The organism is Pseudomonas nitroreducens (assembly GCF_014204515.1).
Taxonomy (GTDB): Bacteria; Pseudomonadota; Gammaproteobacteria; order Pseudomonadales; family Pseudomonadaceae; genus Pseudomonas; species Pseudomonas nitritireducens_A.
The window spans coordinates 330455-355625 of record NZ_JACHLI010000004.1; the positions used below are offsets into that span (position 1 = coordinate 330455).

Genomic DNA, 25171 nt, shown 5'->3' on the forward strand with positions numbered 1-25171 from the left:
AACCCTGGCTGCGCGCCCCGCTCCGGAGGGAGAGGGGACCGTTCGGTGCAGGATGAAACCGTGGTGTCAGCCGGCACGGATAACTCCCTCTCCCCTGGGGAGAGGGCGGGGGTGAGGGGTTTGGCATGGCACCCAAATTACTTGCCGCTCCCCGCCACGCCCTCACCACCCTTGGTCAGGTAGTAGGCGCCGAGGATCGGCAGCATGGTCACGATCATCACCAGCATCGCCACCACGTTGGTCACCGGCACGTCGCGCGGGCGGCCCAGCTGGTTGAGCAGCCAGATCGGCAGGGTGCGTTCATGGCCGGCGGTGAAGGTGGTGACGATGATCTCGTCGAAGGACAGCGCGAACGCCAGCATGCCGCCGGCCAGCAGCGCGGAGCTGAGGTTGGGCAGGATCACGTAGCGGAAGGTCTGCCAGCCGTCGGCGCCCAGATCCATCGAGGCTTCGATGAGGCTGTGGGAGGTGCGGCGGAAGCGCGCGATGACGTTGTTGTAGACGATCACCACGCAGAAGGTCGCGTGGCCGATGACGATGGTCATCATTCCCGGCTCGATGCCGAGGGTCTTGAACGCCGACAGCAGCGCGATACCGGTGATGATGCCGGGCAGGGCGATCGGCAGGATCAGCATCAGCGAAATGCCTTCCTTGCCGAAGAAGTCACGGCGGTACAGCGCGGCCGCGGCCAGGGTACCCAGCACCATGGCGATCAGCGTGGCGAGGCTGGCGATCTTCACCGACAGCTCGATGGCTTCGAGTACGTCCTGGCGGGCGAAGGCGACGCTGAACCAGTGCAGCGTGAAGCCCTTGGGCGGGAAGCTGAACGCGGCGTCTTCGGTGTTGAAGGCGTACAGGAAGATGATCAGGATCGGGAAGTGCAGGAACACCAGCCCGCCCCAGGCGGCCGCTTTCAGCCCCCAGGATGCTTTCTCAGAGTGCATCGAAGGCCCCCAGACGTTTGACGATGGACAGGTACACGGCGATCAGCACGATGGGCACCAGGGTGAAGGCGGCGGCCATCGGCATGTTGCCGATCGCGCCCTGCTGGGCGTAGACCATGCTGCCGATGAAGTAGCCCGGCGGGCCCACCAGCTGCGGCACGATGAAGTCGCCCAGGGTCAGGCTGAAGGTGAAGATCGAGCCGGCGGCGATGCCGGGGATCGACAGCGGCAGGATTACCTGCAGGAAGGTCTGCCGCGGGTGCGCGCCGAGGTCCGCCGAGGCTTGCAGCAAGGACGGCGGCAGGCGCTCCAGGGAGGCCTGGATCGGCAGGATCATGAACGGCAGCCAGATGTACACGAACACCAGGAAGCGCCCGAAGCTGGAGGTGGACAGGGTGTTGCCACCGACGCCCGGAATGCCCAGCAGCAGGTTCAGCAGCGGCTCCAGGCCCAGGTGCTGGACGAACCACATCGCTACGCCGCCCTTGGCCAGCAGCAGGGTCCAGGCGTAGGCCTTGACGATGTAGCTGGCCCACATCGGCATCATCACGGCGATGTAGAAGAACGCCTTGGTCTTGCCGGTGGTGTAGCGCGCCATGTAGTAGGCGATGGGGAAGGCCACCGCGCCGCTGGCAATGGAAACCGCGACCGCCATCAGCACGGTGCGCTGGATGATGTCGAAGTTGGAGCCGCTGAACAGCGAGCCGAAGTTGGCCCAGGTCAGGTCCGGCGTCACCGTCATGGTGAAGTCGTCGAAGGTGTAGAAACCCTGCCACAGCAGCGTCAGCAGCGAGCCCAGGTAGATCGCGCCGAACCACAGCAGCGGCGGGATCAGCAGCAGCGAGAGGTACAGCGTCGGCTTGCGGTAGAGCAGGCTGGACAGGCGCCGCAGAAGGCCATTGCTGGCCTGCGGCACCGGTGCGTTCATCGTCAGTTCCATGTCACGCGCCCTCGTTCAGCACCACCATCGCCTCGCGCGCCCAGCGGGCGGTCACGCGCTGGCCCGGCTGGTGGGCGAGGTCGATGTCGGCCCACTGGCTGTTGGCCTGGCTGAGGCAGAGGTTCTGGCCGTTGTCGAGACGGATTTCGTAGCGGGTCGCCGCGCCCTGGTACTGGATGTCGTGCAGCAGGCCGCTGATCTCGATGTCCGAGGCGCTGCGTTCGCCATTGGCGAAACGGATGTGCTCGGGGCGGATGGAGAAGGGCTGGGCGTTGCCGGTGAGGCCCTGGGCGATGTCGCCGCGCAGCACGTTGGAGGTGCCGACGAACTCCGCCACGAACGGGGTGGCCGGTTTCATGTAGAGGTTGCGCGGGGTGTCGACCTGCTCGATGCGGCCCTTGTTGAACACCGCGACGCGGTCGGACATGGACAGCGCTTCGCTCTGGTCGTGGGTGACGAAGATGAAGGTGATGCCCAGCTGGCGCTGCAGCTTCTTCAGCTCGCTCTGCATCTGCTCGCGCAGCTTGAGGTCCAGCGCGCCCAGGGGTTCGTCGAGCAGCAGGACGCGCGGACGGTTCACCAGGGCGCGGGCCAGGGCCACGCGCTGGCGCTGGCCGCCGGAGAGCTGCACCGGCTTGCGGCCGCCGTAGCCGCCCAGGGCGACCATGCCGAGGGCTTCTTCGGCGCGCTTGAGGCGCTCGGCCTTGCCGATGCCTTTCACTTTCAGGCCGTAGGCGACGTTCTCCAGCACGCTCATGTGCGGGAACAGCGCGTAGTCCTGGAACACCGTGTTGACGTCACGCTGGTAGGGTGGCAGGCCCGCGGCCTCCTCGCCATGGATGCGGATGGAGCCTGCGGTGGGTTGCTCGAAGCCGGCGATCAGGCGCAGGCAGGTGGTCTTGCCCGAACCCGACGGGCCGAGCATGGAGAAGAACTCGCCGTCCTTGATGTCGATGGACACCCGGTCAACGGCCTTGACGTCGCCGAACTGGCGGGAGACCTGGGTGAATTGAACAGCGGGGGTGGTCATGGTGCACGCTCCAAGGGGCAGGAATCCGGCGTAGGGGAGCCCTGCCCGTGAATCTGAGATACGGGTGAATCGGTACGTATTGGGTGGGGCGGGAACTCCCTCTCCCTCTGGGAGAGGGCCGGGGTGAGGGACGCATCGGCGCGCGGCCGGCCCTCACCCCCAACCCCTCTCCCAGAGGGAGAGGGGAGCCAGAATCAACGGCCGCCCATGATCCCGATGTAGTCCTGGGTCCAGCGGCTGTACGGCACGAACTTGCCGCCTTCAGCCTGCGGGGTCTTCCAGAAGGCGATCTTGTCGAACTGGTCGTAGCCGTTGGTGGCGCAGCCTTCGGCGCCCAGCAGGGTGCTGGCCTTGCAGCCGGCCGGTACCGCCGGCACCGAGCCGAACCAGGCGGCGACGTCGCCCTGGACCTTGGGCTCCAGCGACCAGTTCAGCCACTTGTAGGCGCAGCTCGGGTGCTGGGCATCGGCGTGCAGCATGGTGGTGTCGGCCCAGCCGGTGACGCCTTCCTTCGGGAACACGGTGGCGATCGGCTGACCTTCGGCCTTCAGGGCGTTGGCCTGGTACGGCCAGGCGCTGGAAGCGGCGACGCCTTCGTTCTTGAAGTCGCTCATCTGCACGGTGGTGTCGTGCCAGTAGCGGTGGATCAGGTCATGCTGCTTGCGCAGCAGGTCGACCACGGCGGCGTACTGCTTCTCGTCGAGCTGGTACGGATCGGTGATGCCCAGCTCCGGCTGGGTCGCCTTCAGGTACAGCGCGGCGTCGGCGACGTAGATCGGGCCGTCGTAGGCCTGCACGCGGCCCTTGTTCGGCTTGCCGTCAGGCAGGTTCTGCGCGTCGAACACCACCTTCCAGCTGTCCGGCGCGGTGGGGAAGACCTTGGTGTTGTACATCAGCAGGTTCGGGCCCCACTGGTACGGCGCGCCGTAGGTCTTGCCGCTGACCACGTACCAGGCGGCGTCCTTCAGGCGCGGGTCGATGTTCTTCCAGTTGGGGATCAGCGATGGGTCGATCGGCTGCACGCGCTTGCCGTAGATCAGGCGCAGGGAGGCGTCGCCCGAGGCGGTGACCAGGTCGTAGCCGCCCTTGGCCATCAGGCTGACCATCTCGTCCGAGGTGGCGGCGGTCTTCACGTTGACCTGGCAGCCGGTGTCCTTCTCGAACTGGCTGACCCAGTCGTAGTTCTTGTCGGACTGGCCGCGCTCGATGTAGCCGGGCCAGGCGATGATGTCCAGGCGGCCTTCGCCTTTGCCGACTTCCTTCAGGGCCTCGGCGGCCTGGACGCCGGCGCTGGCCAGCAGGGCGGTGGTGATGGCACTGAGCAGTGCGGTCTTGCGCATCGGGTGTCTCCCTCTCGTTGTTGTCTCTATTGGTGGGGCAGTTCAATCGAGCAACAGCCCTCGGACGGCTTGGCGTCGGGGCGTTTCTTATGTGCCGGCGGGCGACCCCGCCGGGTGGTTCAATCCAGTTGCTGGCCGTGCCGCGCCATGATGTGGCGCACCACGCTGTAGTCCTGCAGCGAGTCGCTGGACAGGTCCTTGCCGTAGCCCGAGCGCTTGAGCCCGCCGTGGGGCATCTCGCTGGCGAGCATGAAATGGGTGTTGATCCAGGTGCAGCCGTACTGCAGGCGGTTGGCGATCTGGAAGGCCTTGTCCAGGTTCTGCGTCCACACCGAGGAGGCCAGGCCGTACTCGGAGTCGTTCGCCCAGTCCACTGCCTGCTCCAGCTGGTCGAAGCGGGTCACGGTGACCACCGGGCCGAACACTTCGCGCTGGACGATCTCGTCCTGCTGCTTGCAGCCGGCCAGCAGGGTCGGCTGGTAGTAGAAGCCGGGGCCCGAATGCACGGCGGCGCCGGTGACGCGCTCGATGTGCGGCTGGCCGAGGGCGCGCTCGACGAAGCTGGCCACGCGGTCGCGCTGGCGGGCGCTGATCAGCGGGCTGATCTCGTTGTCGGCGTCGCGCTTGCGGGCGAAGCGGATGCTCGCCACGGCGTCGCCCAGCTCGGCGACCAGGCGATCGTGGATGCCGGCTTGCGCGTAGATACGGCAGGCGGCGGTGCAATCCTGGCCGGCGTTGTAGTAACCGTGGGTGCGCACGCCCTGGACCACGGCTTCGAGGTCGGCGTCGTTGCAGACGATCACCGGCGCCTTGCCGCCCAGTTCCAGGTGGGTGCGTTTCAAGGTGCGCGCGGCGGCCTGGAGAATCTTCTGCCCGGTGACGATGTCGCCGGTCAGCGAGACCATGCGCACCTTCGGGTGGCTGACCAGATGACTACCGACGCCTTCGCCGCCGCCGCAGACGATGTTGATCACACCGGCCGGAAGGATTTCCGCCAGCGCCGGGGCCAGCGCCAGGATGCTCAGCGGCGTGTGCTCGGACGGCTTGAATACCAGGGTGTTGCCGGCGGCCAGGGCGGGGGCGATCTTCCACGCGGCCATCATCAGCGGGTAGTTCCACGGCGCAATCGAGGCGACCACGCCCACCGGATCGCGGCGCACCATGCTGGTGTGGCCGGGCACGTATTCACCGGCGAGCTGGCCCTGCTGGCAGCGCACGGCGCCGGCGAAGAAGCGGAACACATCGGCGGTGGCCGGGATGTCGTCCTGGCGCGCCAGATGCAGCGGCTTGCCGCAGTTCAGCGACTCCAGCTGGGCGAGGTCATTGGCGCGCTTGTCGATGGCATCGGCGATGGCGAGCAGGGCGGTGGCGCGCTGGGCCGGCGTGGTGCGGGCCCAGGCGGGGAAGGCGCGGTGCGCGGCAGCGATCGCCTGCTCGACCTGATCCAGGGAGCCGTCGGCGATGCTGATCAGGGTTTCGCCCGTGGTCGGGTTGATGATCGGCTCGGCCATGCCTTCGCCGGCGACCAGTTGGCCGTCGATCAGCAAGGCGGTATGCAGGGTTGCACCGGTCATCTTCGAAGCTCGTCTTTTATCTGTCTTGTTTTCGGGGGCCATGTGCATGCTCCGGCGTAGGGGGCGGTGCCCGGAACTTGGCCCTTTGATATGGGACGAGAGACTAGAGTCCGGACGTGGGGTCGACAAATTCTAATTACTGAAAGCGCCGTTCGATTAAATCGAACGCTGTAAGCCCCTAGATCGAAAGGCGTTTTGCGTTGGGTTGCTCGCGGGCAACGGTCAGGAACGGGTCCACCAGTGCCGGCCGCGCGGTACCGCGACGCCACGCCAGGCCCACGTCGAGCGGCTCGGACAGGTCCACCAGCGGCCGCGCCTCGATGATGTCGCCTTCCAGCGACCAGGGGCGGTAGGTCATGTCCGGCTGGATCGACAGGCCGAGGCCGGCCGCCACCAGGCTTCGCACCGCTTCCACCGAGGCGGTGCGCAACGTCACCTGCGGCACCAGCCCGGCGCGCGACCAGATGCGCTGGGTATGCAGGCCCATCTCGTCGGCGTTCAGCTGGATCAATGGCTCGCCGGCCACATCGGCCAGGCCGATGCTGTCGCGCTCCAGCAGCGGATGTTGCGCCGGCAGCCACAGGCGGTGCGGCGAGTGGGTCAGCACCTCGGTCTGCAGGGCGTGGCGGTCTTCCAGGTTGGAGAGGATCAGCACGCCGACGTCGATCTCGCCGCTCACCAGCAGGTGCTCGATATACGGGCGTTCGTCCTCCACCACGCGGGTCTGCACGTTGGGGTAGGCGCGCTGGAAGCGGTTGATCAGGTCTGCCAGGTAGTAACCCGCCACTAGGCTGGTCACCCCGATGGTGAGGCTGCCGGCGACCTGGTCGGTGCTCTGCTGCAGGCTGCGCTTGGCGTTCTCCACCGTGGCCAGGATCAGGTGCGCCTGGCGCAGGAACTGGTGGCCCTGGTGGGTCAGGGTCATGCCCTTGGCGTGGCGATCGAACAGGCGCACGCCGATCTCTTCCTCCAGCTGCTGGATGGCCAGGGTCAGGGTCGACTGGGAAATGAACACCGCCTGGGCGGCAGCGGAGATCGAGCCGGTCTCGGCGACGGCGATGAAGTGGCGGATCTGACGGAGCGTCATCATGGTGATTGGCCGCTTGCGCGCGGAGCTCTGATCTAGAGCCTTGTCTAGCCGGTCTCGGCGCATTTCATTGTTGATTATCGAAAATCTATAGGAGCATTCTTTTTAATCGAATGAAAGCGGCGCATTTGCCCTGCGGACCCGCCGGCACAGGCCCGCAATATCCGGAAGCACACTGCAACTCCGCTGTCATCGGCGCGCAGGCTAGAGTCGGAATCCACAAATTTCCGAAAGACAGTGGAGATCGCCATGAACACACGCGGCCTGCTCGACCAACTGCTCAAGTCCGGGCAGGAACTGATGCAGAACAAGGGGCTCAGCCAGCAAGGTGGGCAGAGCGCCCAGGGCGGCGGCAAAGGCGGCCTCGACCTGGGCAGCCTGCTCTCCGGCGCTGGCGGCGGCGCCCTGGCAGCCGGCGCGCTGGGCCTGCTGCTGGGCAGCAAGAAGGCGCGCAAGATCGGCGGCAACGTCGTCGCCTATGGCGGCCTCGCGGCGCTCGGCGTGCTCGCCTACAAGGCCTACGGCAACTGGCAGCAGAAGCAGGCCAGCGCCCCGCGCGGCGAGCCGCAGACCGTCGACCGCCTGCCGCCGGCCCAGGCCGAGCAGCACAGCCACGCCATCCTGCGGGCCATCGTTGCCGCCGCGAAAGCCGACGGGCATATCGATGAGCGCGAACGCCAGCTGATCGACGGCGAGATCGCCAAGCTCACCGGCGACGTCGAACTGCAGGGCTGGCTCGAGCGCGAGCTGGCCAAGCCGCTGGACCCGGCGGAAGTCGCCCGCGCCGCCACCAGTGAGGAAATGGCCGCCGAGATGTACCTGGCCAGCCTGCTGATGGTCGACGAGACCAGCTACATGGAACGCGCCTACCTCGATGAGCTGGCCCGCCAGCTGAGCCTCGACGCCGGCCTCAAGGTCGAGCTGGAAGCCCAGGCGCAGAAGGCGCTGGACGCCGTTCCCGCGTGATCTTCCTCGCAATCGCCGGTTGAAGCCGGCGCCGGGCGGCAATCGCCTGGCTGACAACCTCTCATGGCGGCAGGCTGCACCCCGGGTGTCCCGCCCTGGCACCCGGCCCGGCGAACGGCGCTGGCGCATCGGTGTGGCGGGACTATCGTTGCCCAACGCATAGCGAGAGTTGTCATCTCATGAATGCTGGATCTCTTTTCGAACAACTGCTCAAGGCAGGTCAGAGCTCATTGCTGCAACAGGTTGGCGACGCCGCCCGGCGCGCCACGCAAGCCGGCGAGGGTCACTCCATGAACACTACGGATCTACTGGAACAACTGCTGCGTGGCGGCCAAGGCGCAGCGACACAACAGGGTGGCGGCGCGGGAGGCCTCGGCGGTCTCGGCGGACTGCTGGGTGGTTTGCTCGGCGGCGCTTCCGGCGGTGCCGGCGGCGGTCTGGGCGGCCTGGGCAACGTGCTGGGCGGCATGCTCGGTGGCACCTCGACCGGCAATCCCGGTGGCATGCCCCAGGGGCGCTCGGGCGGCGTGAATTACGCCATGCTCGCCTCCCTCGGCATGATGGCCTTCCAGGCTTTTCAGAATTACCAGCGCCAGCACCCGGCTGCGGCGCCGCAGCAGCAGTCGCTGATGACCGTGGACCAGCTTTCCGGCCCGGATGCCGAGGCCCACAGCCACGCGATCCTGCGCGCGATGATCGCCGCCGCCAAGGCCGACGGTCACATCGACGAGAAGGAAAAAGCGGCGATCCAGGGTGAGATCGCTCGTCACAGTGGCGAACCCGAGCTGCAGAGCTGGCTCGACGCCGAAGTGCGCAAGCCGCTGGATGCCGCGGAAGTTGCCCAGTCCGCCCAGGGCGACCCGGCCGTGGCGGCCGAGATGTACCTGGTCAGCGTGATGCTGGTGGACGACCAGCAGGACGCCGAACGCACCTACCTGGACGAACTTGCCTACAACCTCAACCTGGCCCCGGAACTCCAGGCCCACCTGGAGCAGCAGGCCAAGGCCGGCGGCGAAGTCGCTTGATACAAAGTAGTAGCTTGATACAACTCAGCGCAGGGCTGTAGGAGCAATCGTACAATCTGGCGGTCAGAGGGCTCGGACGAACGCACCCACCCGGTGCGTTCGTTCTTCAATTCTGCAAGGAGGCTTCATGCCGTTCGTACGTTTCACCCTGCCCACCGCGCTGCTGCTCAGCGCCGCCGCCACCTTCGCCAATGCCGCCAAGCTGGAAGACGTGGCGCCCTATCCCAAGGCCGAGGCCGGCTTCGTCCGCCAGGTCATCCACCTGCCCAAGCAGGCCCATGAAGACAACTTCAAGGTCGAGATACTGGCCGGCAAGACCCTGACCGTCGACTGCAACCGCCAGCGCCTGGGCGGCACCCTGGAAGAAAAGACCCTGGAAGGCTGGGGTTATCCCTACTACCGCCTGGACCAGGTCAGCGGCCCGGCCAGCACCATGATGGCCTGCCCGGATGGCAAGACCCGCCAGGACTTCGTTGCGGTGGTCGGCGATGGCTTCGTGCTGCGCTACAACAGCAAACTGCCGATCGTGATCTACGCGCCCAAGGACGTCGAAGTGCGTTACCGCCTCTGGTCCGCTTCCGAGAAAATCGAGCACGCTCGCGCCGAGTAAGTCATACCGTTCTGGAAGATCAAAAGCCCCTCACCCTGACCCTCTCCCGCAAGCGGGAGAGGGGACCGTTCGGTGAGTGCTGGCACCGCAGCGTCAGCCGGTACTGACTGCCCCCTCTCCCTCTGGGAGAGGGCTGGGGTGAGGGCGAAGGAGTGGCACAGTCTCCCCCGGAGGACGCCTGTTGCTCCTAGGGCTTCTCGACGTTCACCGCCGCCGCACGCGTCTCCGGCGCGGCACTATGGTGCCGCCAGATGGCCACGAACAAGGCCTCCAGATCGGCCGTGAAGCGCGCCGTATCGAACAACGGTGAGGTCATGCGTACCGCCAGCAGTCTGGCCTTCAAGTCAGTGCGCCCGGCTTCATCCAGCGCCAGCGCCTTCAATCGCTCGAAATAATCCTGCGCATCCGTCGCCACCAGCTCATCGAAGCCATGGGCCTTGAGCAGGCTGCCGGCCACGCGGCTGGTGAAGGTTTCGCCGAGCCGCGTCATCAGCGGCACGCCCGCCCACAGCGCGTCGCTGGCGGTGGTGTGCGAGGTGCAGGGGAAGCTGTCCAGCGCCAGGTCCGCCAGTGCCAGCCGGGCCAGGTGCTCGTCCTGCTTCAGTCGCGGCGCGAATACCAGGCGTTCGGCCTCGACCCCGCGCGCCTGCGCTTCACGACGCAAGTTGTCGCAAGCCTCTGGCGCCTCCGGCTCCAGCAGCCAGAGCACGCTGCCCGGCACCTCCCGCAGCAGGCGGCACCAGAGGTCGAACTCTGCGGGATTGAGCTTGAGCAACTGGTTGAAGCTGCAGAACACCAGCCCCTGTTCCGGCAACCCTGCCTGTGAGCGACTGGGCGGCGGATTCAGCGGCCGATCGCGATCATTGGGCTGATAGCTGTGCGGCATCAGCGCCAGGGTTTCGCTGAAATGTCCGGCGTGCTCGGCCGGCGTCACAGTGGGATCGCCGATCAGGTAATCGGCCAATCGCGGATGGCCCAGGCTGCCGGGGTAGCCGAGCCAGTTGACGATCACCGGCGCCGGGCGCAATGCGGTGATGCCCTGGCGCGCCCCGGTGGTGTAGCCCTTGAGGTCCACCAGGATGTGCAGGCGCTGCTCGGCGATCCGTTTCGCCGCCGCCTCGTCCGACAGCTCGCGCAGGTCATGGCGCGGCAGACCGGTCTCGGCGATGCGCCGGGTGAAATAGTCCTCGCGCTGCGGGCTGTAGTCGAACAGCTGGATATCCAAATTCGCGCGGTCATGCGCCTCCAGCACGCCCATCAGCAGGTGCATGGTCGCGTGCCCATAGAAGTCGCTGGAGAGGTAGCCGATACGCAGGCGCTCGCCGGGTTCGGGCTCAAGCGCCAGTGGCGCGGCCGCCAGCTCGCCCGCCCAGGCCGATTCGGCATAGTGGCGGGCGGCGTCGCGGTGTAATTGCGCGGTGAGAGAGGGGAGGTTGATCAGGCCCCAGGGCGTGGTGCGCTCCTGCGTCGGGTTGTGCAGTTGCTGCAGCAGCGCAGCGTCCACTTCCGCCAGCGTTGACCAGTCCGCCAGGTTGCGCAGCGCGAACTGCAGGTCACCCCAGTGCCCGGCCTTGCGGAACCACTGCGCCGCTTCCGCGTGGCGCTTGCGCTTCTCCAGGGCGCGCGCCAGTTCCAGCTGCAGGTCGGCGTTGTCCGGGCTGATCTTCAGCGCCTGGGTCACCAGCGGAATCGCCGCCTCGCTGTAACCACGCTCGCGCAGGTGATTGGCGAGGTTCTTGTAGGCCAGCAAATAGCCCGGCTCGCTGGCGATGGCCTGGCGGTAGAGCTGTTCCGCCTCGGCATACTCGCGCCGGCCATTGAGGATGTTGCCCAGGTTGTTCGCCGCCTTGGCATTGCCCGGCTGCAGTTTCAGGCAGCTGCGAAAGGCCGCTTCCGCCGCGCGATCATCGTTCAACGCGCGCTCGGCCAGGGCCAGGTTCAGGTAGAAGGTGCCGTCCTTGCGCAGCATCAGCGCGCGCTTGAACAGCTCCCGCGCCTGGGCGGCCTTCTCCTGCATCAGGCAGGCTGCGCCGCACAGGTGCAGCACATCGGCGTTGCGCGGCTGCGTGCGCAGCAACTGCCGCGCCAGCGTCTCGCCGCGGGCGAGGGCACCGCTGTTGAGCGCATCGACGATGCTTTGCAGGGACAGGCTGGGTTGGCGCTGGCGCATGAAGTTTCTCCGGTATGGGAAGCCGGATATCTTCGGTAAAAGTCGCCTGGAATGATTCGGAAATGGCTGTCAGGAATCCCTGAAGCTTTAGGTTCACTTCATATCCTGTAGGAGCAACTGTCTTTGTTTCAGAAGTCTGCGCCTTTGGTTTCCCTCTCCCTAACCCTCTCCCTGAAGGGAGAGGGGATAGTTCGCTGCAGGGTGAAACGATGGCGTCAGCCGGCACAGACAGCTTCCTCTCCCTTCGGAGCGGGGCGCGTAGCCAGGGCGGGGGAGAGGGATCGCCCGAGGACGGTGGTCAGGTAGGAGCCCCGCAGCTTTCACCGCCGGGCGCCCAGCATCACCCCAGGCTCAACACCTGCGGCAACTCCGGCAACGGCACCCAGACCTGCCCCTGCCAATCCAGCACGCTCAACTGCTGGCGTTCCCAGCGCAGCAGGCGGCGGCGTGGCTGCTCGGTCACCGGCTCGATCTGCGCCCGCAGGCTCGGCACCACGGTCTGGGTGATCCACTGACGGATGCAGCGGTTTTCCGGGTGGTGGAAGTAGATCAGCGAGGCGTACAGGCCGGACTCGCTGATCAGCTCCATTTCCTCCACCACCCCGTGATCGCCCTGGACCATCAGGCGACACAGTTGGTCGGCATCGAGATTGCGATAGGCGTGCTCTTCCAGGAAGGCGCAGTTCATCAGCCGTGCCATATCGCGCACGACGAACCAGGGCTGACCTTCGATCAGCAGGGCGCGCAGGCGGCGTTTGTGGCGGAAGAAGAGGGTGGGTTCGAGAGGGTAGGCGGGCTGCGCTGGGGCAGCAAAAGCGTCCATGGACATAGTGGATACCTGTGAGATTGTTCAAAGCACTCCCTTTGTTCAGAAGGGGGTGACCGGGTACTTGAACACCGCTCACAGACGGCCCGCAGATTTCCCCTTTCGGGTTTTGTATAGCTGCGCGCTACCCGGCCATAGCAAAGGCTATAGCCGCCTAGTGCACATGCTTTCGGGCATGCGTCGTACCGCTGTGAGAGGGTGTGTTCAGCACCGGGGCGGAATTTAGTCGGTCGTGTTTCTCTGGTCAACTGGCCTGATGGGCATTCAGGCGTAGTCAGAAATCAGCACAACCTGCTCATTAACATGAGTTGCTTGTTTTTTGTTGTGAATTTTCCTGCGGATATTCTGAAAATCCTTAATTTTGCAAGGTTTCCGTTTTGCACCCATGTTATTGCTGATGTATTGGTTCTGAGGTCTTGCTTTTTAGATGGTTTAACTTTATTTGTTGGTAGGTTGTTCTGCTGTGAGTAATTGCTGGTCGTTGACTATTTGGTTAGGAGTGAAGCATGGATTCCATGGGGTTGTTGTGGGAGATGTTTGGTGATTGGAAGGTCCTCTTAATGGGGGGTAGTCTGCTACTTTCAGTTTTTTATAAAATTTTAGTTTTTTTGTATCGAGCTTTGAGGGTTTATGGTGAGTTGTTTGCTATGAAACGTTTGAAGAGCTTGATCTTTCTACGGCAGGACACTCGGGGTGGAACGGCTTTTTTAGCGTTTCTTGATAGAAATATTGAGTTGGAAATGTTTCGCGTAGCATCAGGGATGCAGGTTAATTTCAGGGAAATGGCAGCAATCATTAAAATTGAGAGCCTAGGGCTTTGGTCGCCTGAGCAAATACGTGCTTTACGGAAGTATTTGAAGTGCTCGCCGATGAGTGATGGGCCTAAAATTATTATAGGCAGCATGGATAGGTTTGAGGCTTACTTTGGTTTTTCTCTAAGTTTGATTCTTGTCGCAATGGCAGTGTTGTTGTGGGGGCTGTTTGTTTGGAAGTACAGCTTGTATGGTGCTCTAATGGGGGCTTTCTTTTTTGTTTTAGCAATTTTTGTTGGCGGGATGCTTGCTTGGGACTTCGGAAAAATGAAAATTGCGCAAGATATAAAAGAATACTTGAATAGAAATCCTGGGGTTCTTAGCGGCACATAGAACAAATAGCTCCTCAAGCGTTATCCGCCGTCTCGGCGCATAAAGCGTTCCGCTTTATGCGCTCTACGCCGTCACTCCTGTCTTGCCTCCCACCAGAATCCCCTGTTCGCGCCCACACACCTCCACCAGAAAATCCCACACCAATCTCAGCCTTACCGACCGGTGCAATTCACGCCGGGTGCACATCCAGTATTCCCGTTCGATGAACTCTTCCGGCAGCACTGGTACCAGCAGCGGGTCGTGCAGCCCCATGTACTGGGGGAGGATGGCGATGCCGATGCCGGCCTGGGCGGCCTGTTGCTGGGCGACCACGCTGGTGCTGCGGAACACCACCTGGGGGTGGCGGCAGAAGCTGTGGTGGAACAGCAGTTCCTGGCTGAACAGCAGGTCGTCGACGTAGCCGATCCAGGGGTGGCGGCTGAGGTCTTCGCGGTCGCGCAGGGGCGGGGCGTTTTCCAGGTAGGCGGGGCTGGCGAACAGGCTCAGGCGGTAGCGGGTGAGCAGGCGGCTGATCACCAGGTCGGCGCTGGGGCGTTCCAGGGTGATGGCGATGTCGGCCTCGCGGTTGGTGATGCTGACGAAGCGCGGCACCGACACCAGCTCCACTTCCAGGCCGGGGTAGCGCTGCATCAGCTCGCCCAGGCGCGGGGCGAGGAACATGGTGCCCAGGCCTTCGGTGACGCCGATGCGAATCTGCCCCAGCGGCGAGATGGCCTGGCTCATTTCCTCCTGGGCGAGGAGGGCGGTGTTCTCCATGGCTTCGGCGTGCTTGAGCAGCGCCTGGCCGGCGGGGGTGAGCTGGTAGCCGCCGGTGTGCTGGGCGAACAGCTGGGTGCCGAGGTCGCGCTCGATGCTCTCGATATGCCGTGCCACGGTGGCGTGGGTGGTGCCCAGGCGCTTGGCGGTGGTCAGCAGGCGACCGCTGCGGTGCAGCTCCAGGAAGTAGCGCAGGTCATTCCAGTCGAACATCTCGCGGCCCTTGTTGTTAGAAAACGCACAGCAGCTGACTCGAAACGACTGTTCTTTTATCACGAACGAACGACTAGGCTCGTTCGACAGCGTTAAAAAAGAACAAGAACGACGAGGGACTTCTCCATGCCCCAGGCACTGGATGCTTATGACTACCTGATCGTCGGCGCGGGCCCTGCCGGCTGCCTGCTGGCCAATCGCCTGTCCGCCGACCCTGCCAACCGTGTGCTGCTGCTCGAAGCCGGCGGCCCGGACAACTATCCCTGGATTCACATTCCCGTCGGTTACCTGTACTGCATCGGCAACCCGCGCACCGACTGGTGTTTCGACACCGAACAGGTGCCGGGCCTGAACGGCCGTGCGATCAAGTACCCGCGCGGGCGCACGCTGGGCGGCTGCTCGTCGATCAACGGCATGATCTACATGCGTGGCCAGGCGCTGGACTACGACGGCTGGGCTGCCGAGGGCAACCCCGGCTGGGGCTGGAACGACCTGTTGCCGCTGTTCATGAAGATGGAGGACCACTTCGGTGGGGCAAGCGGGCTGCACGGCGCGGGCGGCGAATGGCGGGTGGAGAAGCAGCGGCTCTCCTGGGCGATTCTCGATGCCTTCCGCGAGGCGGCGGCGCAGTCCGGCGTGCGCCCGGTGGAAGACTTCAACGGCGGCGACAACGAAGGCTGCGGTTACTTCCAGGTGAACCAGCGTTCTGGTGTGCGCTGGAACGCTTCGAAGGCTTTCCTGCGGCCCATCGCCAACCGCAGCAACCTCACCGTGCTGACCAACGTCGAGGCGCACCGCGTGCTGCTGGAAAACGGCCGTGCGGTTGGGCTGGAAGTGAACTGGCAGGGCGCGCGGCGTGAGCTGCGTGCCCGGCGTGAGGTCATTCTTTGCGCCGGGGCAATCAATACGCCGGTGCTGCTGCAGCGCTCCGGTATCGGCCCGCGCGATCTGCTGGAGAGACACGGCATCGGCGTGCGCCATGAGCTTTCCGGGGTCGGCGGCAACCTCCAGGATCACCTGCAATTGCGCCTGATCTACCGCATGAACGGCGCGCCGTCGTTGAACCAGATCGCCTCGACGCTGTGGGGCAAGATGGGCATGGGCCTGGAGTACCTGTTCAAGCGCAGCGGCCCGCTGTCCATGGCGCCGAGCCAGCTGGGCGCGTTCGCCAAGTCCGATCCGGGCCAGCGTTCGGCCAACCTCGAATACCACGTGCAGCCGCTGTCGCTGGAGCGCTTCGGCGAGCCGCTGCACAGCTTCCCGGCGTTCACCGCGTCGGTCTGCGACCTGCGTCCGCTGAGCCGTGGCTCGGTGACGCTGCGCTCGGCGGACCCGCGCGACAAGCCGGTGATCCAGCCCAATTACCTGAGCCACCCGCAGGACCTGCGCGTGGCCGCCGACGCCATCCGCCTGACCCGCCGCATCGCCGCCGCGCCCGCACTGGCGCGCTACCAGCCGGTGGAGTTCAAGCCCGGCCCGGATTACCAGACTGAAGAAGACCTGCAGCGCGCCGCCGCCGAGATCGGCACCACCATCTTCCACCCGGCCGGCACCTGCCGCATGGGGCAGGGCGAGGGCGCGGTGGTGGACAGCCAGCTGCGCGTGCACGGCATTCCCGGCCTGCGCATCGCTGACGCCTCGATCATGCCCAGCCTGACCTCGGGCAACAGTTGCTCGCCGGTGCTGGTGATCGCGGAAAAGGCCGCGCAGATGATTTTGAACGAACCCGCGTGCCGCGCGGAGGTCATCCCTTTCAGTGGGCGCACAACGGAGGAGGTTCCGGCTGCATGAGTGGCTGCCTCTGGGCGCTGGCAACGGGCCCATGAGCCAGCTCTGAGCAGGCTGGGGGGGGGGCGTGGCGATACCCATGCCGTCGGCGTGGTGGATTGATGGGTATCGCTTCGCTCCACGCCATCCTGCGGGTTCAGGGAATGCGGAAGCTCCCACAGGAGCTGCAGAAACAAACGGTATCGCGCGGTGTGAAAGCCGTGGCAGTCGAGGCTGACAAAAACAAAAGCCCCCAGAAGGGGCAGGAGAGCCCGCAATGACCGATGTAGCACAGTCCAGCTCCTACGAGCGGCCCGCGACCTCGCGGCGCGACGAGCGCAAGGTGATCTTCGCCTCGTCGCTCGGCACGGTATTCGAGTGGTACGACTTCTTCCTCTACGGCTCGCTGGCGGCGATCATCGCCAAGCATTTCTTCGCCGGGGTCAACGACACCACCGCGTTCATCTTCGCCCTGCTGGCGTTCGCCGCCGGCTTCCTCGTCCGACCGTTCGGCGCGCTGGTATTCGGCCGCCTGGGCGACATGATCGGGCGCAAGTACACCTTCCTCGCCACCATCCTGCTGATGGGCCTGTCGACCTTCGCGGTGGGCCTGCTGCCGGCCTATGCCACCATTGGCGTGGCGGCGCCGGTCATCCTCATCGTGCTGCGCCTGCTGCAGGGCCTGGCGCTGGGCGGCGAGTACGGCGGCGCGGCGATCTACGTAGCCGAGCACGCTCCGGACCACAAGCGCGGTGCCTACACCAGCTGGATCCAGTGCACCGCCACCGGCGGCCTGCTGCTGTCACTGGTGGTGATCTGGGGTTGCCGCCAGCTCACCGGCGATGAGTTCGAGACCTGGGGCTGGCGCCTGCCGTTCCTGATCTCCATCGTGCTGCTGGGCATCTCCACCTGGATTCGCCTGTCCATGCACGAGTCGCCAGCGTTCCTGAAGATGAAGGCCGAGGGCAAGGTGAGCAAGTCGCCGCTCAAGGAGTCCTTCACCCACTGGAGCAACCTGAAGATCGTGCTGATCGCGCTGTTCAGCATCAACGCCGGGCAGGCGGTGACCTTCTATGCGGCGCAGTTCTACGTGATGTTCTTCCTGACCCAGGTGCTCAAGGTCGACCCGGCGCTGTCCAATGGCCTGCTGATCATCTCCCTGGTGATCGGCGCGCCGCTGTTCGTGGTCATGGGCTGGCTGTCGGACAAGGTCGGGCGCAAGCCGGTGCTGGTTGCCGGCCTGCTGCTGGCGACGGTGTTCTACTTCCCGCTGTTCAAGGCGCTGACCCATTACGCCAACCCGCAGATCGACGCGGCCTCGCGGCAGGCGCCGGTCACCGTGATGGCCGATCCGGCCACCTGTACCTTCCAGTTCGATCCGGTGGGCAAGGCCAAATTCGACAGCGCCTGTGACAAGGCCAAGACCCTGCTGGTGAAGGGTGGCGTGCCCTACAGCACGGTGGCCGCGCCGGCCGGCAGCGAACTGGTGGTGACGGTGGGCGAGAAGCGCATCGAGGGCTTCGACGCCGCCGCCCTGGGCGCTGCGGTGAAGGAGGCCGGCTACCCGACGGTGGCCGATTCCTCGCTGGTGAACCGGCCGATGGTGGTGGCGATCATCGTCGCGCTGATCTTCATCGCCACCTGCTGCTACGGCCCGCTGGCGGCGCTGATGGTCGAGCTGTTCCCGACGCGCATCCGCTACACCTCGCTGTCGCTGCCGTACCACATCGGCAACGGCTGGTTCGGCGGGCTGCTGCCGACCATCTCGTTTGCCCTGGTGGTGTACACCGGCAATATCTTCTACGGCCTGTGGTACCCGGTGCTGATTACGGCGATGAGCCTGGTCTGCTCGCTGCTGTTCCTGAAGGAGACGAAGAACAACGATATCCACGCGGATTGATCCTCGGCTGACATGAACGGGCCCGGCTGGATGCCGGGCCTTTTCATTCGTGCCGGGAGCGTAGGAGCGGACTCTGTTTGCGATGGGCATCCGGTGTGATGCAGGCTCATCGCGGACGGAGTCCGCTCCTACGAAATGCATGACACCGGCGCCGAGTTGAGTGTTTGTAGGGCGGATAACCCGGAACGGGTTATCCGCCACGACGGCGGATAACGCCGTAGGCGTTATGCGCCCTACGGGAGCGATCGGCAGTAGCTGGAGCCGCTGGGTAGGAGCGGACTTTATCCGCGATGGGTATCCGGAGTGATGCAGGCTCATCGCGGAAGGAGTCCGCTCCTACGAACAGCCTGGCGTCGGCAGCAACAAGGAGGCACGTTCGTAGAATGGGTGGAGCGCAGCGATACCGATGCGGTTGGTGCGCGGAAATCGATGGGTATCGTTGCGCTCCACGCCATCCTGCGTTCGAGGTTCGACGGGAAATGCGGTGTGCGGCAAAAACAAAAGGCGCCCGAAGGCGCCCTTTGCGTATAGCTGCGGCAATCAGCGGAAAGCCGGCACCACATGCTGGATGAACAGCTCCAGCGACTTCTTCTTCTGCGCATAGGGCAGGCTGTTGTCGGCCCAGAAGCTGAACTCGTCCACGCCCAGTTCCTGGTAGTGGCGGATGCGCGCGATGATTTCTTCCGGGGTGCCGATCATGGTGTTCCTGCGGATGTTCTCCAGCTCGAACTCCGGGCGCTCCTTGAACTTCTCCTCGGGGCTGGGCGGCAGCAGGCCGTTGACCGGGGTCTGCTTGTTGCCGAACCAGGCGTCGAAGGTGCGGTAGAAGCGCGAGATGGCCTCGGCGCCGACCTTCCAGCCTTCCGGGTCGTCGGCGGTGTGCACGTGGGTGTGGCGCAGCACCATCAGTTGCGGGCGCGGCACGTCCGGGTTGTTGGCCAGGGCGGCTTCGAACTTGTTCTTCAGGTCGACGACTTCCTCGTCACCCTTCATCAGCGGCGTGACCATCACGTTGCAGCCATTGGCCACGGCGAAGTTGTGCGAATCCGGATCGCGGGCGGCGATCCACATCGGCGGGGTCGGCTTCTGGATCGGCCGCGGCGAGGAGGTGGAAGTGGGGAACTTCCAGATTTCGCCGTCGTGGGCGACATCGCCCTGCCACAGCGCCTTCACCACCGGGACCATTTCCCGTAGCGCCTGGCCGCCGCTGGAGGCGGGCATGCCGCCGGCCATGCGGTCGAATTCATACTGGTAGGCGCCACGGGCCAGGCCGACTTCCATGCGACCGTTGCTGATCACGTCGAGCAGGGCGCATTCACCGGCCACGCGGATGGGGTGCCAGAACGGCGCGATGATGGTGCCGGCGCCCAGGCGGATGGTTTCGGTGCGCGCGGCCAGGTAGGCCAGCAGCGGCATCGGGCTGGGCGAGATGGTGTATTCCATGGCGTGGTGCTCGCCGATCCAGACGGTGGAGAACCCGCCGGCCTCGGCCATCAGCGTCAGCTCGGTGAGCTCCTCGAACAGCTGGCGGTGGCTGGGCTGGTCGTCGTAGCGCTCCATGTGCACGAACAGGGAAAACTTCATATCGCTTACCTCGAACCTTTCTTGTTTCCGGCGCGGCAGCCGGCGGGGGGATGCGCAGGCACGCATCACTGCTTGGGGTGGTCAGGTGCGGCGGCTGGATGGACGGCTGTGTCCGCACGATGGACCTGATGCATATTGGTATACCATAATATGGAATGTCTGCAAGGCGTTTCTGACCGGAGCAGACCAAGGGAGTACGAAGGATGAACCTCAAACAAAAACTGATCCTCGCCTTTTCCACCATTGCCAGCCTGCCTGTGATTCTTGTCGCCGTTCTGGTGATTCTCAACCTGCGCGGCGAGGCGCGGGACGGCTTCATCGACGGCAGCGGCCGCGAAATCCGCCAGGTCGAGAACGCCATGCAGATCTTCTTCGACGGCATCACGCAGAACGTCGAATACCTCGCCAGCCACCCGCAGCTGATGGCGGTGGACGGCAGCCTCAAGCAGTACATCGGCGCCGACGCCGCGCAACATCCGACCGGAGAGCTGGACAAGCGCGTCTTCGACCTGTTCGCCGGCCTGGCGCAGAGCCACCCGGATTACGCCTACGTCTCCCTCGGCACCCGTGAGGGCGGCTACAGCTTCTGGCCGGGTGACGAGAAGCTCGCCAGCTACGACCCGCGCACCCGCCCGTGGTACCAGGCGGCCATGGCCCAGCCGGGCAGGACCCTGCGCACCAAGGCCTACTACTGAGCGGCGGACAAGGTGGTGCTGGTGAGCAGCGTGCGCACCTTCGCCAACCAGTTCGGCGCGCAGGGCGGGGTGGTCAACATCGACGTCTCGCTCAAGCGCCTGACCGACATCGTCAAGGGCATCCGCCTGGGCGAATCGGGCTACCTGATGCTGATGGAGGGCGACGGCACCATCCTGGTCGACCCGCACAACCCGGAGAACAACTTCAAGCAACTGGGCGAACTGGGCGGCGAGTTCCAGCGCCTGGCCAGCGCGCAGAAGGGCCTGGTGGAGCTGGAGATCGACGGCGAACCCTATCTCGCCAACGTCTGGCCATCGGAGGCGCTGGGCTGGCGCTTCGTCGGGCTGATCAAGGAAAGCGAAGTGATGAGCGCGGCGACCCGCCTGACCTGGGGCGTGGCGCTGGTAGCGGTGATCATCGCCCTGGTGTTCGCCGGCCTCGGCTCGCTGTTCGCCGGCCTGGTGGTGCGCCCGGTACGCGCTGTGGCCGCCGGCCTGGAAGGCATTGCCCAGGGCGATGGCGACCTCACCGGTCGCCTTGCCATACGTGGGCGCGACGAGACGGCGCAGCTGGCCGGCTGGTTCAACCAGTTCCTCGATGCCATCCGCGCCTTGGTGCAGAGCATCGGCGCCGCCGCCGGCAGCATCCACCAGAGTTCCGGCAGCAGCCGCGAGACCTCCCAGGCGCTGGCCGATACCGCCGCACGCCAGCGCGAGGCGGTGGACATGGTCTCCACCGCGTTCAACGAAATGGTGATGACCGCCAACGAGGTGGCGCGCTCCTGCAGCCAGGCGGCGGACTCCGCCGACAGCGGCCAGCGCCAGGCCCACGACGGCCAGCAGCAGATCGACGAAGCGGTGGACAGCGTCGGTCGCCTGAGCGAGGAGATCGCCCATTCCGCCGATGCCATGCGCCAGCTGGAGCAGGACAGCAACGATATCCAGTCGATTCTCGGCACCATCCGTTCCATCGCCGAGCAGACCAACCTGCTGGCGCTCAACGCGGCCATCGAGGCGGCGCGCGCCGGCGACCAGGGCCGCGGTTTTGCCGTAGTGGCCGACGAGGTGCGCGCGCTGGCGCGGCGCACGGCGGAGTCCACCGGGGAGATCGACAACCTGCTCGGCACCCTGGCCCGCCGCACCCACGACACCGGCCGGCAGATGCAGTCGAGCCTGGAGGCTTCGCAGCGCACCGTGGGCTCGATCCGCGAGGCGCGCGCGTCCTTCGAGGCGATCCGCGAGTCGGTGGACGTGATCCGCGACATGAACGCCCAGATCGCCACCGCCGCCGAGGAGCAGCACCAGGTGGCGGAGGAGATCAACCGGCACATCAGCCAGATCCACCGCGACGCCCAGGAAGTCGCCGGGCTGGCCGACGCCACGCGGGGCGATGCGCAGACTCTGGGCGGATTGTCGGACGAGTTGAACCGGCTGGTGTCGCGCTTCAGGACCTGATGCCGAAAAGGGCTCGCGAAGGTGGGCCCTTTTGGGGAGAGGGTGCTGGTTTCCCCGTAGGAGCGGACTCCGTCCGCGATGCTGTCCGTCGCGATGCAGGCCTATCGCGGACGGAGTCCGCTCCTACGCAGTGCCTATCTCCGCGATTCTGTCGTAGGGCGCATAACGCGCCAGCGTTATCCGCCGGCCGACACCATGGCGGATAACCTGTCCCAGGTTATGCGCCCTACGGACTGATGGAGGGATAAGGGGCTCGCGAAGGCGGACCATTTTTCATCGATAGGCACTTCCGCGAGATCAAAGGCCCCTCACCCTAACCCTCTCCCGCAAGCGGGAGAGGGGACCGTTCGGCACAGGATGCAACCGTAGCGTCAGCCGGCACGGGCTGCCCCCTCTCCCTCCGGGAGAGGGCTGGGGTGAGGGGAATGCATCGGCACGGAGTCAAATTGGTGGAGGGAGGAGCGCAGCCAGCGTAATCCGCCGGCCGACACCATGGCTTTCCCCCGTAGGAGCGGACTCTGTCCGCGATGCTGGCCGGCGCGATGCAGGCCTATTGCGGACGGAGTCCGTTCCTACGCAGTGCTCACCTCCGCGCTGCCTGCGTAGGGCGCATAACGCGCCAGCGTTATCCGCCGGCCGACACCATGGCGGATAACCTGTTCCAGGTTATGCGCCCTACCGCTACCGCCAAGCGCCGAAATTGTGGCGAGAACGGAATGTGCCTCATCGCAGGTCGTGCGCGCGAATCCGAGGGCGAGGGCAGGGCGCGGGGCCATCCGACGGACAAAAGAAAAGCCCCTTCTCACTCCCGCAAGAAGGGGCCTGCGCCGGACGGCGAAAGATCAGGCGGTCAGGCGAAGGCCTGCAGGGCGCCCATCTTTCCGCGGCAGTAAATCATCGGGGTGATCTGCTGGTCCGGCACGATCAGGTTCTTCACCGCACCGACCAGGATGGCGTGGTCACCGCCTTCGTATTCGCGCCACAGCTCGCATTCGATGATGGCGGTGGCGTTTTCCAGCAGCGGGTTGCCGCGCTCGCTCAGGGTCCACTCGATGCCCTGGGCCTTGTCCTTGCCCTTGCTGGCGAAGGCGTAGGCCTCGCCCTTCTGGTCGGCGGAGAGCAGGTGGATGGCGAACTGCTTGCGACGGATCAGTACCGGGTAGGAATCGGAGCTGTAGTTGGGGCAGAACAGCACCAGCGCCGGGTCCATCGACAGGGAGCTGAAGGCACTCGCGGTGAGACCGACCACCTGGCCATCGTCGTCCATCGTGGTGATGACGGTGACGCCGGAGGGGAAGGAGCCCATGACTTGTTTGTAGGCAGCGTGGTCGATCATTGCGAGTACCTGTCTTGTGAGCCGGCCATCGGGAGTGGTCGTTTCGTCTGATGGTATACCGTAATACTTCGAAAGCAAGCGCTTTCTCTTCCCGATGGATGGACGGCGACAGGCCGACCGTCGGCTGCAGGCTACGGATTACGGGGCTTTCGCCGATAAAGGGAGGTGCCGCAAGACGGCCCGCGGGCAGCCAGACGACCAACGGCTACGCAGAAACCTCTTGCTTGGTATTTGGAATACCATAATATTGCCTCCGTCACCGCAGCGCCGTTTCTGCCCGATTCAGGGCGCCGGATGACCTGACCTTACAAAGACAATAAGCAAGGCAAAAACGATGTCCGATACTCCGCTGATCGAGAACCATACCGTCGATTACGTGCCGCCGGCCGAGCGCCATGGGCGTTCCCGCGACCTGTTCACGCTGTGGTTCAGCACCAACATCGCACCGCTGCCGGTGGTCACTGGCGCGATGGCGATCCAGGTGTTCCATCTCGACCTGCTCTGGGGGCTGATCGCCATTGTCCTGGGCCACATGTTCGGCGGCGTGTTCCTCGCCCTGGCCTCGGCGCAGGGTCCGCAGATGGGCATCCCGCAGATGGTCCAGAGCCGCGGCCAGTTCGGCCGCTACGGCGCCTTGCTGATCGTGTTCTTCACCGCGCTGATCTACGTCGGCTTCTTCATCTCCAACATCGTCCTGGCGGGCAAGTCGATCCAGGGACTGGTGCCGGCGACCCCCACGCCGGTGGCGATCATCCTCGGCGCGCTGAGCGCCACGGCCATCGGCGTGATCGGCTACCGCTTCATCCACACCCTCAACCGCATCGGCACCTGGGTGATGGGCGGCGCACTGCTGGTGGGCTTCGCCATCATGTTCGGCGGCGACCTGCCGGCGAACTTCCTCTCCCGCGGCGCCTTCAACCTGTCCGGCTTCCTGGCCACCCTGTGCCTGGGCATCATCTGGCAGATCAGCTTCGCGCCCTACACCTCGGACTACTCGCGCTACCTGCCGGCCAGCGTCGGCATCGGCAAGCCGTTCCTGGCGACCTTCGCCGGCGCGGTGGCGGGCACCAGCCTGTCGTTCAGCTTCGGCGCCGTCGCCGTGCTGGCAACCCCGGAAGGCACCGACGCCATGGTGGCGGTGAAGCAGGCCACCGGCCTGTTCGGCCCGATCCTGATGCTGCTGTTCCTGCTCAACATCATCAGCCACAACGCGCTGAATCTTTATGGTGCGGTGCTCTCCATCGTCACCTCGATCCAGACCTTCGCCGGCAGCTGGACGCCCAGCGTGCGCGTGCGGGTGGCGTTGTCCTCGGTGGTGCTGGCGGGCAGCTGCGTGATGGCGCTGGGTGCCTCGGCCAACTTCATCTCGCAGTTCATCGGCCTGATCCTGACGATGCTGATCGTGCTGGTGCCCTGGGCCTCGATCAACCTGATCGACTTCTACCTGATCAAGCGCGGCCGCTACGACATCAACTCGATCTTCCGCCGCGACGGTGGCGTATACGGGCGCTTCAACCCGCATGCGATCATCGCCTACTTCCTCGGCATCATCGTCCAGCTGCCGTTCGCCAACACCTCGCTGTTCGTCGGTCCCTACGCCAACTACATCGACGGCGTGGACCTGTCCTGGCTGGTCGGCCTGCTGGTCACCATCCCGCTGTACTACTGCCTGGCCACCCGCGGCCAGACGCGCGAAGCTGGCCAGCCGGTGGCGCTGGGCATCGCCGAGTAAGCGTTTCGACCTGGGTTTTACACTCTCTGCCCCGCCGGGTTTCGGTGGGGCTTTTTTTTGCCCGGGGCCTGGGCGG

The 25171-nt window shown here is 65.1% G+C and carries 18 protein-coding genes and 1 pseudogene; 8 read left to right on the plus strand and 11 right to left on the minus strand.

The features are described from left to right. Positions 1-137: 137 nt before the first annotated feature. The 6 genes from HNP46_RS08055 to HNP46_RS08080 form a co-directional block, all read right to left on the minus strand. Positions 138-944: an ABC transporter permease gene (locus HNP46_RS08055; protein ID WP_184587541.1), complete on the minus strand. Its 807-nt coding sequence runs from the start codon at positions 942-944 to the stop codon at positions 138-140. After that, positions 934-1884, minus strand: coding sequence for an ABC transporter permease (locus tag HNP46_RS08060; protein WP_409372410.1), 951 nt, complete (start codon positions 1882-1884; stop codon positions 934-936). Before HNP46_RS08060 ends, HNP46_RS08055 begins: the two co-directional genes overlap by 11 nt. A 1-nt stretch (position 1885) precedes the next feature. Then, positions 1886-2914, minus strand: a complete 1029-nt coding sequence (locus HNP46_RS08065; protein ID WP_184587543.1) for an ABC transporter ATP-binding protein — start codon at positions 2912-2914, stop codon at positions 1886-1888. 194 nt (positions 2915-3108) lie between these two features. Continuing rightward, a complete protein-coding gene (gene ydcS / locus HNP46_RS08070) occupies positions 3109-4254 on the minus strand; it encodes a putative ABC transporter substrate-binding protein YdcS (protein ID WP_184587545.1) in 1146 nt (381 codons plus the stop codon). 119 nt (positions 4255-4373) lie between these two features. Continuing rightward, a complete protein-coding gene (locus HNP46_RS08075) occupies positions 4374-5828 on the minus strand; it encodes a gamma-aminobutyraldehyde dehydrogenase (protein ID WP_409372411.1) in 1455 nt (484 codons plus the stop codon). 178 nt (positions 5829-6006) lie between these two features. Then, a complete protein-coding gene (locus HNP46_RS08080; protein ID WP_184587549.1) occupies positions 6007-6918 on the minus strand; it encodes a LysR family transcriptional regulator in 912 nt (303 codons plus the stop codon). Positions 6919-7164: 246 nt separating this feature from the next. Between HNP46_RS08080 and HNP46_RS08085 the strand changes: the two genes are divergently transcribed. The 3 genes from HNP46_RS08085 to eco all read left to right on the plus strand — a co-directional run bounded on the left by HNP46_RS08085 (position 7165) and on the right by eco (position 9516). Further along, on the plus strand, positions 7165-7881 hold the full coding sequence (locus tag HNP46_RS08085; RefSeq protein ID WP_184587551.1) for a tellurite resistance TerB family protein: 717 nt from the start codon (positions 7165-7167) through the stop codon (positions 7879-7881). Between the two features lie 290 nt (positions 7882-8171). Then, complete coding sequence (locus tag HNP46_RS08090; RefSeq protein ID WP_184587553.1) at positions 8172-8906, plus strand: tellurite resistance TerB family protein; 735 nt, start codon at positions 8172-8174, stop codon at positions 8904-8906. A gap of 127 nt (positions 8907-9033) precedes the next feature. Beyond that, on the plus strand, positions 9034-9516 hold the full coding sequence (gene eco, locus HNP46_RS08095) for a serine protease inhibitor ecotin (protein ID WP_184587555.1): 483 nt from the start codon (positions 9034-9036) through the stop codon (positions 9514-9516). A gap of 187 nt (positions 9517-9703) precedes the next feature. Here eco and HNP46_RS08100 read toward each other — a convergent pair whose 3' ends face one another. After that, positions 9704-11686: a tetratricopeptide repeat protein gene (locus tag HNP46_RS08100; protein ID WP_184587557.1), complete on the minus strand. Its 1983-nt coding sequence runs from the start codon at positions 11684-11686 to the stop codon at positions 9704-9706. 340 nt (positions 11687-12026) lie between these two features. Then, positions 12027-12515 carry a BRO-N domain-containing protein gene (locus HNP46_RS08105; RefSeq protein WP_260403106.1) on the minus strand — a complete coding sequence of 163 codons (489 nt, stop codon included), beginning with the start codon at positions 12513-12515 and terminating at the stop codon, positions 12027-12029. A gap of 503 nt (positions 12516-13018) precedes the next feature. Between HNP46_RS08105 and HNP46_RS08110 the strand changes: the two genes are divergently transcribed. After that, entirely contained in the window at positions 13019-13657 is a 639-nt protein-coding gene (locus HNP46_RS08110; RefSeq protein ID WP_184587559.1) for a hypothetical protein, read from the plus strand. Positions 13658-13720: 63 nt separating this feature from the next. On the opposite strand, the gene HNP46_RS08115 is transcribed toward HNP46_RS08110, so the two are convergent. Then, positions 13721-14626, minus strand: a complete 906-nt coding sequence (locus tag HNP46_RS08115) for a LysR family transcriptional regulator (RefSeq protein WP_184587561.1) — start codon at positions 14624-14626, stop codon at positions 13721-13723. Positions 14627-14752: 126 nt separating this feature from the next. On the opposite strand from HNP46_RS08115, the gene HNP46_RS08120 reads away from it, so the two are divergent. Both HNP46_RS08120 and HNP46_RS08125 read left to right on the plus strand, forming a co-directional pair. Next, positions 14753-16417, plus strand: a complete 1665-nt coding sequence (locus tag HNP46_RS08120; RefSeq protein WP_184587563.1) for a GMC family oxidoreductase — start codon at positions 14753-14755, stop codon at positions 16415-16417. 253 nt (positions 16418-16670) lie between these two features. Then, complete coding sequence (locus HNP46_RS08125; RefSeq protein WP_184587565.1) at positions 16671-18293, plus strand: MFS transporter; 1623 nt, start codon at positions 16671-16673, stop codon at positions 18291-18293. Between the two features lie 540 nt (positions 18294-18833). Here HNP46_RS08125 and HNP46_RS08130 read toward each other — a convergent pair. Continuing rightward, the gene (locus tag HNP46_RS08130) at positions 18834-19877 is read right to left on the minus strand and encodes an LLM class flavin-dependent oxidoreductase (protein ID WP_184587566.1); all 1044 of its coding nucleotides are present in this window, start codon (positions 19875-19877) and stop codon (positions 18834-18836) included. A gap of 203 nt (positions 19878-20080) precedes the next feature. Here HNP46_RS08130 and HNP46_RS08135 point away from each other — a divergent pair. Continuing rightward, positions 20081-22027 (plus strand): annotated as a pseudogene (locus HNP46_RS08135) (methyl-accepting chemotaxis protein). Between the two features lie 850 nt (positions 22028-22877). Here HNP46_RS08135 and HNP46_RS08140 read toward each other — a convergent pair. Next, positions 22878-23363 (minus strand): flavin reductase family protein, encoded by a 486-nt coding sequence (locus HNP46_RS08140; protein ID WP_184587568.1) that lies wholly within the window; start codon positions 23361-23363, stop codon positions 22878-22880. Between the two features lie 334 nt (positions 23364-23697). On the opposite strand from HNP46_RS08140, the gene HNP46_RS08145 reads away from it, so the two are divergent. After that, entirely contained in the window at positions 23698-25095 is a 1398-nt protein-coding gene (locus HNP46_RS08145; RefSeq protein ID WP_184587570.1) for a purine-cytosine permease family protein, read from the plus strand. The last annotated feature ends 76 nt before the right edge of the window (positions 25096-25171 follow it).